Below are 15,038 nucleotides of genomic sequence, written 5' to 3' on the forward strand. Positions count from 1 at the left end.
CATGGAAGCCTTCGTCTCCCTAGCCCACGGCCTGACCGTGGCGATCCAGCCGATGAATCTGCTTTTTGCGCTCGTCGGCGTTCTTCTCGGCACGGCCGTCGGCGTTCTGCCCGGCATCGGCCCGGCGCTCACCGTGGCGCTCCTGCTTCCCGTCACCTTCAAGCTCGACCCGGCGGGCTCGATCATCATGTTCGCCGGCATTTATTACGGTGGCATGTATGGCGGCTCGACCACAGCGATCCTCATCAACACCCCGGGCGAAAGCGCCTCGATGGCCACGGCCCTCGAAGGCAACCTGATGGCGAAGGCCGGACGCGGCGGTCCCGCGCTGGCGACCTCGGCCATCGGCTCCTTCGTGGCAGGCACCTTCGCGACCCTCGGGCTCGCGCTGCTCGCGCCCTACCTCGTCGACCTCGCCGTCCGCTTCGGCCCCGAAGACTATTTCGCCCTGATGTGCGTGGCCTTCGTCACCGTCTCGGCCACCTTCGGCGATTCTCCGATCCGCGGCCTCACGAGCCTCTTCATCGGTCTGCTTCTGGGCCTCGTGGGCATCGACATCCTGTCCGGCCAGGCCCGTCTGAGCTTCGGCGTGCCGGAACTCTACGACAACATCGAAGTGACGACCCTCGCGGTCGGCCTCTTCGCCGTGGGCGAGGCCCTCTACGTCGCCTCGCGCCGCCATGTTCACGAGGAAAAGCTGGAATCCGTCCGCGGCTCCCTCTGGATGACGAAGGAAGACTGGAAGCGCTCCTGGAAGCCCTGGCTGCGCGGAACCGCATTCGGCTTCCCCATCGGCGCCCTTCCTGCGGGTGGCGCGGAGATCCCGACCTTCCTCTCCTATGCGACGGAGAAGAAGCTCACCAAGCATCCGGAGGATTTCGGCAAGGGCGCCATCGAGGGCGTGGCCGGTCCCGAGGCCGCCAACAACGCCTCGGCCGCAGGCACCCTGGTGCCGCTCCTGACGCTCGGCCTGCCGACCTCCGCCACGGCGGCGATGATGCTGGCGGGCTTCCAGCAATACGGCCTGAACCCGGGCCCGCTGCTCTTCGCCGAAAAGCCCGACCTCGTGTGGGGTCTGATCGCGAGCCTGTTCATCGCCAACGCCATGCTGCTGGTGCTGAACCTGCCGCTGGTCGGCGTGTGGGTGCGCCTGCTGGCGATCCCCCAGCCCTGGCTTTACGCGGGCATCCTGGTCTTCGCGACCATGGGCACGATCGCCGCCAACCCCTCGCCCGTGGAACTCATGATGCTGGCCGTGTTCGGCGTGCTCGGCTTCCTGATGCGGCGGTTCGACTTCCCGATCGCTCCGGTGGTCGTGGGCCTCATCCTGGGGCCGGTGGCGGAAAGCCAGCTGCGGCGCGCCCTGTCGATCAGCCTCGGCGATCCGATGGTCCTGCTGCAGAGCCCGATTTCCGCGACGCTTCTGACCATCGCGCTCATCGCTCTTGTGGCCCCGTTCATTCTCAAAGGGCTCGGGCGCTTCAAGGCAGTCGAGGACTAGAGCATCGTGCGGAAAAGTGGATCCGGTTTTCACTAACGTGGCCCTTCGGGTCGCTGGCGCGGCCCGCTGGGTCCGCGTCGAACGATGCTCTTGTTTAAGGAGAATGCATCGGAGGGGTCCCAAAAGTGCAAATCCACTTTTGGGTCCGATGCTTTAAGAAAAACGCATCCAACAAAAAAGGCCCGGGAAACCGGGCCTTTTTTATGAGATCTGCAGGGCTCTGCAGTTCTTCGGGAGGCGTATCCGCTCAGTTCAGGGCGTGACCGCGCTTAGTCATTTCCTCTCGGGCGCGGGTCATGATGAACTCCGAGGTCCGCTGCGACCACAGATCCATCTGGCGCACCACATCGTCGAGAACCGCCGGCTGAAGCTGCACGTATTTCTGGCCAACGGCCGACTTGTAGAAGGTCGCGACCTCCTTCAGCTCCGCCTCGGTCATGCGCGAGGCCAGGATGCGGGCGCTCGCGTCGATCAGCTCCTGCTTCTTCTGCTCCACCTCAGGCCGCAGCATGGCAACGACCGCGTCCAGGTCCTTCTGGATCTCGGGGCTCGTGACGCTCATGCGCTGCAGGCGGACGAGCAGCGGGCCCGTCAGCGCATCGAAGGCGCCCGTGATGCCGGAGCTGATGGCAACCTCGCGCCCAGCCGCCAGATGGCTGGCGGGCAGCTCGGCCTGCTGGGCGAAAACGGGGCTCGCCAGCAGGAACAACGCGACCGAGGTCGCAGCCAGTCGGGAAGCGGAACGGATCATAGAAGGGACTCCAATCGTGAAGGCTTAGGGTCAGAGCTGACCGAGTTCGACAAGCCCCTCCCCGGTCGCGAGGATCGCACCGGTGGCGAGACCGAGAAAGAGACCGTGCTCGACGACTCCGGGAATGTTGTTGAGCGTCGAAGCGAGGACATTGGGTTTGTCGATGCGTCCGAGATGGGCATCGAGAATGAAGTGGCCCCCGTCGGTGACGTAGGGTGCTCCATCGGCGGCGTGCCGAAGGCGCAGCTCGCCGGTCATGCTGAGGCTTTCCAGCAGTTTGGCGATGGCCCGCTCCGTGGCCGTGAGCCCGAAGGGAACGACCTCGATGGGCAGGGGAAACTTGCCGAGCTTGGCGACGCGCTTGGATCCGTCAGCGATCACGATCATGCGGGCGCTCGCGGAAGCCACGATCTTCTCCCGCAGCAGCGCGCCGCCGCCGCCCTTGATCAGACGCAGGTCGCTGTCGAGCTCGTCGGCCCCGTCGACCGTCAGGTCGAGTTCCGGCATCTCGTCGAGGGTCGCGAGCGGAATGCCCTCGCGCTGCGCCTGCTCGCGGGTCGCCTCGGAGGTCGGCACGCCGACGATCTTCAGGCCGCCGCGGACGCGCTCGCCGATGGCCGCAACGAAATGCGCCGCCGTCGAACCGGTGCCGAGGCCCAGCCTCATGCCGTCTGTGACGAGCTGGGCTGCCTTTTCGGCTGCTGCACGCTTGAGATTGTCGCTCACTGAGGACCTCTAGTTTTTCGTCCCGCCCGAGAGGCAGGCCGCAGCCCGCCTCTACCATGCGAGGGTGTTAAAAAGAAAGATGGTTTCATATCCGCCCGGAGCAGAACGCCCTGGAACCTGGGGTCAAGGACGCTGGGGCGAGGCTCCCGTACCCGAGCCGCCCGCCGGTGTCGATGCGGAAGGTGCAATTGTCGACGCAGCGGAAGACGGCCGCGCCTGCGGCGTGCACACGACCCGCTCGTCGAAGACATAGCAGATACTCATGTCGCCCGTGCGGTAATTCACGCGGAAGACGCCTCCCTCCCGCTCGTGGCGCGACGCGACCAAGCCGTATTCTCCGGGCTGTTGGGCTCCGGCGCCTTCGCCCGGGCTGAAGCAGAGCGTCACCCCGATCGTGCCCTCCTGCAGTCCGTACTGGCACGAGCTGACCTCGCCGGTCACCCGGTCGATCCGGTAGATCCGGTTCAGGTCCGTCTGCGGCGCGGGCACGAAATCGTAGGACGCCGCCAGGGCGGAACCCGGCAGGCCCGTCAGCGCCAGGGCCATCGACACAAACGCCGCGCAACCAAAAAGCCGCATTCATCACTCCATTACGGTAAGAACGAATCAACCGGGGGCACCATATCATTCCCGCCGATTGATTCCCTTGCTTTGAGCAGGTAACCGAGCCGCATGACCATTCATACCGCGCAAATCGCCCCGCCCATCGCCGTCTTCGACCTCGATGGAACCCTGGCCGACACGGCCGGCGATCTGGTGGGAACTCTCAACGTCATCCTCGGGCGGGAGGGCCTCTCCCCCCTTCCCGTCGTGAAGGCGCGCGACATGATCGGTGTGGGCGCGCGGGCCCTCATCGAGCGCGGGTTCGAAGCGGCCGGCAAGGAGCTGGCGCCGAGCCATCTGGACGAGCTCTATCGCCAGTTCATGGTGCATTACGGCGAGAACATCTGCATCGAGACCGAGCTTTTTCCGGGGGTCGCAGCGGCTCTCGACCGGCTCGAAGAGGCCGGTTTCCTTCTCGCGATCTGCACCAACAAGGTGGAAGAACACTCGGTCAAGCTCATGGACGAGCTCGGGATCGGCCACCGCTTCGCCGCCAATTGCGGGCGCGACACCTTCAAGTACTTCAAGCCCGACCCGCGGCACCTGACCCTAACCATCGAACGGGCAGGCGGCGATCGGTCGCGGGCGGTGATGGTGGGGGATTCGCGGACCGACATCGTCACGGCGCAGAACGCGGGCATTCCGGTGGTGGCCGTCCCCTTCGGCTATACGGACGTTCCGGTGAAGGATCTCAACCCCGATATCGTGATCGATCACTTCGACCAGCTCTTCGCCGCCGTGGAGACGCTGATGAAGCCGATGGCCGCATGAAGCCCCTCTTCGGCGACCCGGATCCGGTTCGCCGTCAACGACGAGCGACGATCCGCGCAAAAGGCGAGCGGCTCGCGCCTGGCTCATTCGCGCCTGCGTTCTTGAGATCTGATCTGTCAGGAAGGAAATGGTGGGCGCGACAGGGATTGAACCTGTGACCCTTCGCGTGTGAAGCGAATGCTCTCCCGCTGAGCTACGCGCCCTGACCAGCGCCTTCTAAAGGCGTCGAAGGCCCTGCGTCAAGCCACAGAGTTGAGAACAGGGACAAGAATTTTCAAGCGCCGGTCAAAGTCGTGGATGCCCGGCCCAAGGCCGGGCATGCCGAGGAAGGTGTCAGGAGGCCCGGCCAGCATCCCGGGACGACAGCGCGGGAGCCGCACCTGAACAATCAGCGCACTCTTTCCCGCGACTGGCCCTTGGCTGCAAGCTCGTCGAGATAGGCCTGCCACTTCTCCGCGCAACCGGCCCCGAGCTCGTACAGATAGCCCCAGCCGTAGATGCCCGTGTCGTGCATATCGTCGAAGACGAGCTTGACCGCATAGTTGCCGACCGGCTCGACGCCGATGATCTCCACGTCCTTCTTGCCCGGCACGGTCTTGCGCTCGGAGGGGGCGTGGCCCTGCACCTCCGCCGAGGGGCTGGTCACGCGCAGATATTCGGCGGGAAGGTCGAAGGCCGCTCCATCGTCGAAGACGATGCGCAGGCTGCGCCTGTCCTTGGCGAGGCGAAGCTCCGTGGGCCAGCGCTCGGCTGTCATGGTGTTGGTTCCCTTCCAGGCTTTTTTCCTTTGACGAGAGCTGCTTGAATTCTACATTGAAGGCAAGCCTTCGTACGCCAACATCGAGGACAAGCCCCTGATGCGGGGATCACAAATCGAGCTTCCAGGCCCCTCCTCCGCCCCGGCCCTGCTGGACCCGTTCGGGCGCGCGGTGACCTATTTGCGCGTTTCGGTCACCGACCGCTGCGACTTTCGTTGCGTTTATTGCATGTCGGAGGACATGTCCTTCCTGCCCAAGCGCGATCTCCTGAGCCTGGAGGAGCTCGACCGCATCTGCACGGCCTTCGTCCGGCAGGGCGTCCGCAAGCTGCGCATCACGGGCGGCGAGCCGCTGGTGCGGCGGGACATCATGACCTTGTTCCGCTCCCTCTCGCGCCATCTGAATTCCGGCGACCTCGACGAGCTGACCGTGACCACGAACGGCTCCCAGCTCGCGCGGTTCGCCCGCGATCTGGTCTCGTATGGCGTCAGGCGCGTGAACGTCTCCATCGACACGCTCGACCCCGACAAGTTCCGCCGGATCACCCGCTGGGGCGACCTCGCCAAGGTGATGCAGGGGCTCGATGCGGCTCAGGACGCCGGTCTCAGGGTGAAGATCAATGCGGTGGCGCTCAAGGGCGTCAACGAGGACGAGATCGAAAGCCTGATCCAGTGGACGCACGGGCGCGGCATGGATCTGACGCTCATCGAGGTGATGCCGCTCGGCGAAATCGACGGACAGCGCATCGATCAGTACCTCCCGCTCTCGGAGGTGAGGCGGCGTCTCGAAACGCGCTATACGCTCCAGGATCTCGCCGAACGCACCGGCGGCCCGGCGCGCTATGTGAAGGTGGCGGAGACGGGCGGCAAGCTCGGCTTCATCACGCCGCTGACGCATAATTTCTGCGAGAGCTGCAACCGCGTGCGGCTGACCTGCACGGGACAGCTCTTCATGTGCCTGGGCCAGGAGGACGCCGCCGATCTGCGCGCGCCCGTCCGCGCTTCGGAGGACGATGCGCTGTTGAACCGGGCGATCGCCGATGCCATCGCCCGCAAGCCCAAGGGGCACGATTTCATCATCGACCGGAACCATGCCCGCCCTGCCGTCGGCCGCCACATGAGCATGACGGGCGGTTAAGCCTCCAGCCCGACGGAGAGACCGGAAACGTAAGGCTTTCTGTCAATTGACGGTTCGTGGCTTTTCCCGTGATATCGCGGCTGAACAAACGGGCTGAGAACTGTGAACGCAGTCGAAACGGGGCGGAAATTCGCAATCCTTGCAGGGGTCGTTGCTGGACTCCTGGCCGGGCTTTCCCCGTCCATGGCGTCGGCCGAGGAAGCCGCGCCTCCACCCTCGGCTCCGATCCGCATCGCGATCGAGGGCGCCTACCCGCCCTTCAACTTCATCGATCCCAACAGCAACGAGCTGGAGGGCTTCGAGGTGGATCTGCTGAAGAGCCTCTGCGAGGCGATGCAGGCTCGATGCGACATCGTCCAGCATGAATGGGACGGCATCATCAAGGGTCTCCTCAACAACGAGTATGACGCGATCATGTCGTCGATGGAGATCACCGAGCGGCGCCAGAAAAAGATCGCCTTCACCGATCCGTACTACCGCATCCCGGCCGTCTTCATCGGCTCCAAGGAAGTGGCTCCGGGAGAGGTCACGCCTCGGGCGCTCGCGGGCAAGAGGATCGGCACCATCGAGCGCAGCGACCATGAGACGTATCTCAAGACCTTCTACAAGGATTCCGAGATCGTCCTCTACGCGAAGGCGGAGGAAGCCAATCTCGATCTGCTCGTCGGGCGGCTCGATGCGGTGTTCGCGGACGAGCTTCTCCTCTCGAAGTTCCTGCAGAGCCGAGAGGGTGAGTGCTGCCACGTTCTGGGCGATGCGCCCTCCGATCCGCCCTATCGCCGGGAGGCTTACGGAATCGGCCTTCGCAAGGACGACGCCGAATTGCGCGCCCGGTTCAACCGCGCCATCGCGCAGGTCAAGGCGGACGGCACCTACGACCGGATCCGCTCCCGGTATTTTCCCTTCGATATCAAATAGGGCCGTTTGCCCCCCGCGCGTTCGCTTCAGAGCATCGGACGCGAAACGTGGGTTCCCTTTTGGCCTCGATCCGATGCTCCCTTCTGAGATGAGCGCATCGTTCGGCGCGGACCCAGCGGGCCGCGCCAGCGACCCGAAGGGCCACGTTAGTGAAAACCGGGTCCACTTTTCCGCACGATGCGCTAAGAACCAAACAGACGAAACGGGAGCTGATGATGGCGAAGGTCGCTTTTCTGGGTCTGGGCGTGATGGGCTATCCCATGGCGCGGCATCTCAAGGACAAAGGCCACGAGGTGACGGTCTACAACCGCACGGCGGCGAAGGCCGACAAATGGGTGTCGGAGAACGGCGGCCGCTCCGCCGGGACGCCGCGCGAGGCCGCGATGGGCCAGGAGATCGTGTTTGCCTGCGTGGGCAACGACGACGATCTGCGCCAGGTCACCACGGGCGAGGACGGCGCGTTCCACGGCATGGGCCCGGGGACGGTGTTCGTCGATCACACGACCGCTTCGGCGGAAGTCGCGCGCGAGCTCTACGGCGCGGCGAAGGACAAGGGCTTTTCCTTCGTCGATGCGCCGGTCTCGGGTGGTCAGGCCGGCGCGGAGAACGGTGTCCTCACCGTCATGTGCGGCGGCGATGCCGACGTCTACGCCAGGGTCGAGGCGGCGATCATGAGCTTCGCCCGCGCCTCGCGCCTGATGGGCCCGGCGGGCGCCGGCCAGCTCACCAAGATGATCAACCAGATCTGCATCGCGGGCCTGGTGCAGGGCCTCGCGGAGGGCATTCACTTCGGCAAGAAGGCCGGGCTCGATATCGAGGCGGTGCTGGACGTGATCTCCAAGGGCGCCGCCGGATCGTGGCAGATGGAGAATCGCGGCAAGACCATGAACCAGGGCAAGTTCGATTTCGGCTTCGCCGTGGACTGGATGCGCAAGGACTTGTCGATTGTCCTCGACGAGGCCCGCAGGAGCGGCGCGAGCCTGCCCGTCACGGCTCTCGTCGATCAGTTCTACGCCGATGTGCAGAAGATGGGCGGCAACCGCTGGGATACGTCGAGCCTCATCGCCCGCCTCGAAAAGTGAGCCCGGGCGGCTGTCGGCCACAAACCCGAAAAGCATGAAAAAGCGCCGGCCCTTCATGGGGCCGGCGCTTTCGTTTTTCCCTCACCGTTCCTCTTTGCAGGGACGCCCGGGCAGACAGGGCGGCCTGTTCTGGGCCGGAGCGGGAGCCCTCCGAACCTCCTCGCGGGCGGAAGGCGCGCGCGGGGGAGCTGCCGGTCGGAAGGCGGGCGCTTCCGGCTGCGGCCTGGCCGCAGGGGCGAACCGAGGAGGCTGAGGCCTCTCCTGCGGAACCGGACGAGGCTCCATCATCGGCTGCGGCCGCCGGATCTCTCGCGCCTGCGGCGCAGGCCGGTCGGGCTCGGGCCGCATCTGCGGAACCCGCGGGGCTGCGGGCTCCACACGACGCGGCGCCTCGATCCGCGGCTCAGGCCTCGGCTGCACGACAGGACGCGGCGGACGCGCACGCTCCTCCTCCCGGACGACCGGGCGCGCCGGGCGAGGTTCGATCTGACGATCGTCATCGAGGCGGGGCCGTGGAGGACGCGGCATCGCAGGGCGTTCCTGCTCGACGCTGGGGACCGGACGCGGTGCGGCAGGCCTCACTCGCTCCGTGTCCAGACGCGGGCGCGGCGGCGTGGCAGGCCGCTCCCGCTCGACATCGGGACGCGGCTGACGGGCTACGGCCGGGCGGTCCCCCTCGATTCGGGGACCCGGGATACGCGGCGCGGCATCAGGAACCTCCCGTGCCGATGCGGCGGGACGCGGCGCCGGCGGAAGCGTCGGCCGCGGCGCCCGGTCCTGCCTGTCGTCATCGGCAGGGACGGGCCGCCCGGGAGCGCCGGGCGCGGGAGCGAACGGGCGCGGAGCCACAGGCGAAGGACGATCCGCCTCCGGCCGTGCGGCCGCCGGCACGGGAATCGGACGGCTCGGCAGGCGCGGCCTCCGGACCTCGGGCGCGGGCGCGGACGCGTCAGGCCGGATATTCGGCTGCCGCGGCGCGGCCGGGCGCAAGGAGACCGGAATCGGCTCAGGCTGCGCGACCAGCCCAGGCTGGCGCGGCACGACCGGAGCCGGACGGAAGCCGCGCGGAGGGCGAGGCGCGTCCTGCCGGCCCATCAGGGGCGAGGCGATCGGCGGCGGGGCCACCGGGATCGCGACGGGGCCGCGGGGCGTCACGGGTGCGATCGGCTGATAGAACGAGCGCGGCGGACGGGCATAGCGCGGGACTGGGATCGGGGCCGGGATCGGCAGCACGCCGACCAGGACCGGGGGCGGAGGCGGCTCCCGGATGATCGTGACGAACTCCACGTCCTCGTCATCGTAATAGGAGCGGAAATAGACCGGCGGCGGCGGGGGCGGCGGAGCCTCGCGGATGATCGTCACGACTTCCACGACCTCGACCCGCTCTACCACGGGAAGCGGGGGCGGCAGGTCGTCGTAGACCACCTCCTCGAAGACCGGCGGCGGCGCGACCGGCGCGGACAGGCGCACGAGCCTGCGGCGGCAATCCGCGGCATGCGGGCCCTCCGGATAGCGGCGCAGATAGGTCCAGTACGCTTCGCTGGTGTTGTGGCTGACCGTGCGGCGCCAGACGACCGCCTCGCGGCGGGCCGCCAGCAGCGCCGCGACGCGGCGGGCGAGCGGATGATCGGGATAGCGCCGCAGGAAGGCCTGGTAATCCTGGATGGTGTCGCGCTCGACGGCGATGTTGTAGGCCTCCTCGGCGGGCACCTCCTCGATGCGGCGCACCTCGCGGACGGGAGGCGGCACCGACGCAGATTCCTCGGGCTCGAAGAACACGAAGGACGCATCGCCGAGATTGGCCATGTGCCAGGGAGTCTGCAGGCCCTGCGTCGTCTCGTGCGTGCGCAGGCGGACGCGATTGAACACCTCGTCCAGGGGCACGCCGGGCTGGCGGATCGTTTCCGCGAGAGCCGTGGCGTAATGCCCGTAAGGCCCGGGCGCATCGCCGGTGGTGATGCCCGGAGCAGAGGAGAAGGCGATCAGGAAGCCGGCGGGTGGCTCCATGAGAGCCAGGCCACGGGCGATCGGGTCGCTGCCGGCCGGGAGCGAAAAGTCGCGCGCCATGTCGGCGACGACGACGCGCGTCCGGGCCGGAATGCGCTCCAGCGAGCGGACCAGATCCGACAGGCGAAAGCCCTCGATCGGGATATCGGCATCCCGCTGGATTCGGGCGTCGACCGGCAGGAGATAGTTCTCGCCTTCGAGCTGCAGGCCATAGCCCGAGAGATAGACCATCACCGCATCGTCGTTCCCGAGATCCTGGGCCTTGTCCAGGAAGTCGCGCACCACGCCACGCAGATCGTTGGCGTTCAGGTCGCGACCCTGAACCACCTCGAAGCCGGCGCTGGTGAGCGTCTGGGCGATGAGGCCCGCGTCGTTGGCGGCGGTGGCGAGCTGGCGGCCGTCATAGGCGCTCTGGCCGATCACCAGTGCGAGGCGCTGCTGCGCGGAAGCCGAGGAAGCGGATCCCGCAAAGGCCGTCAGAACGAAGACGGTAAAAACGATAGCACGTTTCAGATGGTACACGGTGCGCGAACCTTTCTCGCTCGATGAAGCGGGCATTGCACGGCGAAGGTAAGAAGATCCGGTTGAACGCGTCGTGAACAAACTGGGGCGCCCCAGCGACTACCGCCGCGTTACGGTGAGATAGACGATGAAGGCTCCAATCCCGAGGGCCAGCAGCGTGATGACCAGCTCGCGGGACTCGCCCGTGAACGCCACGTTCCGGTACATGTCGGAGAGGCGCTGGGCATGTTCCGGATCGCGGCCCACGAAGAGCCCGATCACGACGGCCAGGGTTGCGAGAATGAGGATCCAGGGCAGGCGGCGCATGGCGGTTCCCTCACCGGCCTTCGAAGCGCGGAGCGCGCTTCTCGCGGAAGGCCGCGATGCCCTCAGTGAAATCGCGGCTGAACCCCGCCTCTCTCTGAAGCCGGGCCTCGACATCGAGCTGGGCCTGCAAGTCGTTGGAGAGGCTTTGCGCCACGGCCTGCTTGGTCAGGCGCTGCGCCAGGCCGGGACCCTGGGCGATTGCGGCCGCGAAAGCGGCGACATCGACCGCGAACGAGGCATCGTCGAAGACCTTGAAGACGAGGCCCATCCGCTGCGCCTCCTCGGCGGGAACCGGCTCGGCGGTGAGCATGAGGGCGAGCGCCCGCTTGGGGCCGACGAGACGCGGCAGGATCCAGGTGCCGCCCGCGTCCGGGACGAGGGCGATCCTGGCGAAGGCCTCCTGCAGATAGGCGGAGCGCGCGGCCACGACGATATCGCAGGCGAGCGCGATGTTCATGGACGCGCCGACCGCCGGACCGTTGAGGGCCGCAATGGTGATCTTGGAGTAATCGGCGAGCCTGAGGATCAGGGGATTGTAGTCGCGCTCCAGCGGAGGTCCGAGATCGATGCGGCCCTGCTCGTCCTTCGGCAGGTTCTCGGTCAGATCCTGTCCCGAGGAGAACGCCCTGCCCTCCCCGGTCAGCACCACCACGCGCACGGCCTCGTCCCGCTCGCACCGGTCGAGAGCTTCCCGCAATTCGGCATGCATGGTGCCGTTCAGGGCATTCAGCTTGTCGGGCCGGGCCAACGCGATGGTGGCGACAGGCCCTTCCACGGTGCAGCGCAGGGTCGTCAGGTTCATGCCGTCTCAAGCCTCCGAATAGTCACGCTCGAACATAGAGCGGATTTCGGAGCGAAGAACAGGCAAAAGCTCGTCTTCGAACCAGGAATTGGTCCTGAGCCAGCCGTTGTTGCGCCAGGACGGGTGCGGAAGCGGGAGGATGCGCGGCTTTTGTGGACCTGCGAGAATCTCCCGCCATCGCCGCACGGTAGGGGTCAGGCCGTCCCGGAAATCGTCGCCCAAATGCCAGGCTTGGGCATATCGGCCGATGAGCAGGACGAGTTCGAGACGGGGGAGCGCCTGAAACAGCGGCCGCCGCCAGGTGTCCGCGCATTCCTTTCGCGGCCCCAGGTCTCCGCCCTTGGCATCCTGTCCCGGGAAGCAAGCCCCCATGGGCACGATGGCGACCTTGGACGCGTCGTAGAAGTCCGCCCTGTCGAGCCCCAGCCATTCCCGCAGCCTCGCGCCCGAGCGGTCGTCGAAGGGGATGCCGCTCGCGTGGGCCCGGGTTCCGGGGGCCTGACTGGCGATGCAAAGACGCGCCGAGGCGCTGCCCTGGATGATGGGACGCGGCTCGTGAGGCAGGGCCCGGCCGTGCCGCGGCGCATCGCGGCATATGCGGCAGGCGCGCAGGTCACGGGCGAGTTCATCGAAATCGGGAGGGGAATCCATTCGTCACAGATGGGGATGGCCGCCATCTTTCGCGAGCGGCGTGCCTCACTTGCCCGCGCGGGAGCGCCGCCAATCCTGCGGCCGCTCGAAGTCGCCCGCCCAGAGCCCGGCCCCGCGGCTGCGCGCTAGCATCTCCTGCGGGTCGTAGTCTCGTCCGTAGGAGACCGCCCAGCCCTCCTCCACCATGCGGGCGCCGATGTCGCTCCCCTTCACGGTGCAGCGGGCGAGAATGCGCCGGTAGCGGTCGCGGCCGGACGAGCGGCATTGCACCGCCTCGCCGGAGACGATGTCGATGAGCGCCCGGCGCGCTGCGTCGCCGCAGCGGTAGGACCGTCCCGAGCGCGTGCAGCTCTGCTCCATCTCCGGTGCGTCGATGCCCTTCAGGCGGATCCTGTCGTCGCCGATGCGGATCGTGTCGCCGTCCGTGACATGGGCGCGGCCCTCCAGAGCGCGGCCATTGGGCTTCAGGGCGATCACCGACCCGCCGGCCAGGGCCAGGGCGATGATCAGGGACGGGAGGCCGCTCCCCCTGGAGCGGCGTCGGCGCATCCTCACGACAGGCGCTCGGAGACTCCCGCCTGGCCGAAGGTCGCCATGTCGCGATGGACGGCGGCGGCGGCCTTCACGATGCCCATGGCCAGAGCCGCCCCCGATCCCTCGCCCAGGCGCATGCCCAGCGCCAGGAGCGGGATCTTGCCGAGGCGCGCGAGCACGTCCTGATGCGCGCCCTCCGCGCTGAGGTGACCGGCCACGCAATGGTCGATGGTCGAGGGGTGGATGGCGTGGAGAACGGCCGCCGCAGCGGTCGCCACATAGCCGTCGAGCACGACGGGAATCCGCTGGAGGCGGGCCGCCAGGATCGCGCCCGCGATGGCGGCAACCTCGCGGCCTCCGAGGCGGCGCAGCACCTCGAGCGGGTCCTTGAGGTGATCGCCATGGTGGGCGATCGCAGCCTCGACGGCGGCGATCTTGCGCTTCAGGCCCTCGTCGTCGAGCCCGGTGCCGCGCCCGACCCAATGCTCCGCAGGGCCCCCATAGAGCGCGGCGTAGATGGCGGCCGCCACGGTGGTGTTGCCGATGCCCATTTCGCCGACAGCCAGCAGGTCGGTGCCGCCGGCAATCGCCTCCATGCCGAAGGCCATCGTGGCGACGCAGGCCTTCTCGTCCATGGCCTCCGTCTCGGTGATGTCGCCCGTGGGCATGTCGAGGGCGAGGTCGAACACCTTGAAACCGAGGCCATAGGCCGCGCAGATCTGATTGATGGCCGCGCCGCCCGCCGCGAAATTCTCCAGCATCTGGCGGTTCACCTCGGACGGATAGGCCGACACGCCCTTGGCCGTCACGCCGTGGCTTCCGGCGAACACGCATACCAGCGGACGGTCCACGGTCGGATTGGGCTTGCCCTGCCAGGCGGCGAGCCACTCGGCCAGCCATTCCAGGCGCCCGAGGCTGCCGGCCGGCTTCGTCAGCTGCCGGTCCCGCAGCCGCACGGCTTCGATGGCCGCCTCGTCCGGACCGGGCATGGTCGTGATCAGGCGGCGGATGTCGTCGAAGGGCGAGGATGCGGGATGGGTCATAGGGGGCTCCGGCCCGTCAGGGCATTGCGGAATCTGATGCGGCGTGACCTATAGCGGGCGAACCACCCGGGGTGAAGCATGTCCGAGCAAATCGAAACGCCGCAGAACGCCTCGACCGGCTTCTGGCGGACGCTTGCCGTCGATTTGGCCCACTGCCTGCGCTTCTATTCCCGGCTTCCGGTGCCAGTCCTGCCTTGGGAGCAGAACGCCCATGCGCTGCCGGACTTCCCCCGCCTCGTGCGGGTCCTGCCCCTCGCGGGCCTCGTCCTCGGCATGCTCCCGGCGCTCGCCCTCGCCTGCGCGCATTTCCTCGGACTCGGCCCCTGGCTCTCGGCCATCCTCGCCGTCGCGGCGGCGACCCTGACCACCGGAGCGTTTCACGAGGACGGGCTCGCCGACACCGCCGACAGCTTCGGCGGCTCGACCCGGGAGCGCCGGCTGGAGATCATGCGCGACAGCCGGATCGGCTCCTTCGGTGCCTCCGCCCTGTTCCTCGTCCTTCTGCTCCGGATCGGAGCGCTGGCGCATGTGACGATGGTTGCCGGGTGGACGACCGGAGTCCTGGCGCTGCTGATCACGGCCTCCCTCTCCCGCATCGCGGGCCTCATGCCCCTTGTCTTCCTCTCCCCGGCCCGCATCGACGGCGCGGCTTATGCGGTGGGACAGCCATCCCAGGAAAGCTTCTGGCTCGCAGCGGGACTGGCGGGGCTCATCGCCATCGTCCTCGGCCTGATCGGCGCTCTGCCGCCGCCGGGCATCGCCCTGATGGTCGTGTTGTCCGGGCTGATCGGCTGGGGGTTCATCCGTCTCGCGGACCGGCACCTCGGCGGCCAGACGGGCGACATCGCCGGGGCGGCCCAGCAGATGGCGGAGATCGCCGCGCTGATCGGCCTCTTGACCGCGCTCCAGCCGTAACGACATGTGAG

At 67.4% G+C, this 15,038-nt stretch carries 16 protein-coding genes and 1 tRNA gene; 6 read left to right on the forward strand and 11 right to left on the reverse strand.

Features of this window, described 5'->3' with window-relative positions:
• The first annotated feature begins 1 nt into the window (after position 1).
• A complete protein-coding gene (locus ACS5Q0_RS05320) occupies positions 2 to 1,501 on the forward strand; it encodes a tripartite tricarboxylate transporter permease (RefSeq protein WP_473125568.1) in 1,500 nt (499 codons plus the stop codon).
• 247 nt (positions 1,502 to 1,748) lie between these two features.
• Here the strand turns inward: ACS5Q0_RS05320 and ACS5Q0_RS05325 are convergent, their stop codons facing one another.
• The 3 genes from ACS5Q0_RS05325 to ACS5Q0_RS05335 all read right to left on the reverse strand — a co-directional run bounded on the left by ACS5Q0_RS05325 (position 1,749) and on the right by ACS5Q0_RS05335 (position 3,557).
• A complete protein-coding gene (locus ACS5Q0_RS05325; protein WP_473125569.1) occupies positions 1,749 to 2,252 on the reverse strand; it encodes a DUF2059 domain-containing protein in 504 nt (167 codons plus the stop codon).
• 30 nt (positions 2,253 to 2,282) lie between these two features.
• Complete coding sequence (gene rpiA / locus ACS5Q0_RS05330; protein ID WP_473125570.1) at positions 2,283 to 2,978, reverse strand: ribose-5-phosphate isomerase RpiA; 696 nt, start codon at positions 2,976 to 2,978, stop codon at positions 2,283 to 2,285.
• Positions 2,979 to 3,101: 123 nt separating this feature from the next.
• Positions 3,102 to 3,557 (reverse strand): hypothetical protein, encoded by a 456-nt coding sequence (locus ACS5Q0_RS05335; protein ID WP_473125571.1) that lies wholly within the window; start codon positions 3,555 to 3,557, stop codon positions 3,102 to 3,104.
• A gap of 93 nt (positions 3,558 to 3,650) precedes the next feature.
• On the opposite strand from ACS5Q0_RS05335, the gene ACS5Q0_RS05340 reads away from it, so the two are divergent.
• Positions 3,651 to 4,352 (forward strand): HAD family hydrolase, encoded by a 702-nt coding sequence (locus tag ACS5Q0_RS05340; RefSeq protein WP_473125572.1) that lies wholly within the window; start codon positions 3,651 to 3,653, stop codon positions 4,350 to 4,352.
• A gap of 128 nt (positions 4,353 to 4,480) precedes the next feature.
• On the opposite strand, the gene ACS5Q0_RS05345 is transcribed toward ACS5Q0_RS05340, so the two are convergent.
• A tRNA-Val gene (locus ACS5Q0_RS05345) sits at positions 4,481 to 4,555 on the reverse strand.
• 185 nt (positions 4,556 to 4,740) lie between these two features.
• Positions 4,741 to 5,109: a gamma-butyrobetaine hydroxylase family protein gene (locus tag ACS5Q0_RS05350; RefSeq protein ID WP_473125573.1), complete on the reverse strand. Its 369-nt coding sequence runs from the start codon at positions 5,107 to 5,109 to the stop codon at positions 4,741 to 4,743.
• 100 nt (positions 5,110 to 5,209) lie between these two features.
• Here ACS5Q0_RS05350 and moaA point away from each other — a divergent pair, with 100 nt between their 5' ends.
• The 3 genes from moaA (at position 5,210) to ACS5Q0_RS05365 (ending at position 8,247) form a co-directional block, all read left to right on the forward strand.
• The gene (gene moaA, locus ACS5Q0_RS05355) at positions 5,210 to 6,247 is read left to right on the forward strand and encodes a GTP 3',8-cyclase MoaA (protein ID WP_473125574.1); all 1,038 of its coding nucleotides are present in this window, start codon (positions 5,210 to 5,212) and stop codon (positions 6,245 to 6,247) included.
• 102 nt (positions 6,248 to 6,349) lie between these two features.
• On the forward strand, positions 6,350 to 7,165 hold the full coding sequence (locus ACS5Q0_RS05360; protein WP_473125575.1) for a transporter substrate-binding domain-containing protein: 816 nt from the start codon (positions 6,350 to 6,352) through the stop codon (positions 7,163 to 7,165).
• 149 nt (positions 7,166 to 7,314) lie between these two features.
• Positions 7,315 to 8,247: an NAD(P)-dependent oxidoreductase gene (locus tag ACS5Q0_RS05365; RefSeq protein WP_473125576.1), complete on the forward strand. Its 933-nt coding sequence runs from the start codon at positions 7,315 to 7,317 to the stop codon at positions 8,245 to 8,247.
• A gap of 81 nt (positions 8,248 to 8,328) precedes the next feature.
• Here the strand turns inward: ACS5Q0_RS05365 and ACS5Q0_RS05370 are convergent, their stop codons facing one another.
• From ACS5Q0_RS05370 to cobT, 6 genes are all read right to left on the reverse strand, one after another.
• Positions 8,329 to 10,776: a caspase family protein gene (locus ACS5Q0_RS05370; RefSeq protein ID WP_473125577.1), complete on the reverse strand. Its 2,448-nt coding sequence runs from the start codon at positions 10,774 to 10,776 to the stop codon at positions 8,329 to 8,331.
• A gap of 99 nt (positions 10,777 to 10,875) precedes the next feature.
• Complete coding sequence (locus tag ACS5Q0_RS05375; RefSeq protein ID WP_473125578.1) at positions 10,876 to 11,082, reverse strand: hypothetical protein; 207 nt, start codon at positions 11,080 to 11,082, stop codon at positions 10,876 to 10,878.
• A 10-nt stretch (positions 11,083 to 11,092) separates the two neighbouring features.
• Positions 11,093 to 11,884 (reverse strand): enoyl-CoA hydratase-related protein, encoded by a 792-nt coding sequence (locus tag ACS5Q0_RS05380; protein WP_473125579.1) that lies wholly within the window; start codon positions 11,882 to 11,884, stop codon positions 11,093 to 11,095.
• 6 nt (positions 11,885 to 11,890) lie between these two features.
• Positions 11,891 to 12,535 (reverse strand): uracil-DNA glycosylase family protein, encoded by a 645-nt coding sequence (locus ACS5Q0_RS05385; RefSeq protein ID WP_473125580.1) that lies wholly within the window; start codon positions 12,533 to 12,535, stop codon positions 11,891 to 11,893.
• Positions 12,536 to 12,580: 45 nt separating this feature from the next.
• The gene (locus tag ACS5Q0_RS05390) at positions 12,581 to 13,084 is read right to left on the reverse strand and encodes a thermonuclease family protein (RefSeq protein ID WP_473125730.1); all 504 of its coding nucleotides are present in this window, start codon (positions 13,082 to 13,084) and stop codon (positions 12,581 to 12,583) included.
• Between the two features lie 2 nt (positions 13,085 to 13,086).
• Positions 13,087 to 14,112: a nicotinate-nucleotide--dimethylbenzimidazole phosphoribosyltransferase gene (gene cobT / locus ACS5Q0_RS05395; protein ID WP_473125581.1), complete on the reverse strand. Its 1,026-nt coding sequence runs from the start codon at positions 14,110 to 14,112 to the stop codon at positions 13,087 to 13,089.
• A 78-nt stretch (positions 14,113 to 14,190) separates the two neighbouring features.
• Between cobT and cobS the strand changes: the two genes are divergently transcribed.
• Complete coding sequence (gene cobS / locus ACS5Q0_RS05400; protein WP_473125582.1) at positions 14,191 to 15,027, forward strand: adenosylcobinamide-GDP ribazoletransferase; 837 nt, start codon at positions 14,191 to 14,193, stop codon at positions 15,025 to 15,027.
• Positions 15,028 to 15,038: the final 11 nt, after the last annotated feature.

It is taken from the genome of Microvirga sp. HS2, from assembly GCF_055792805.1.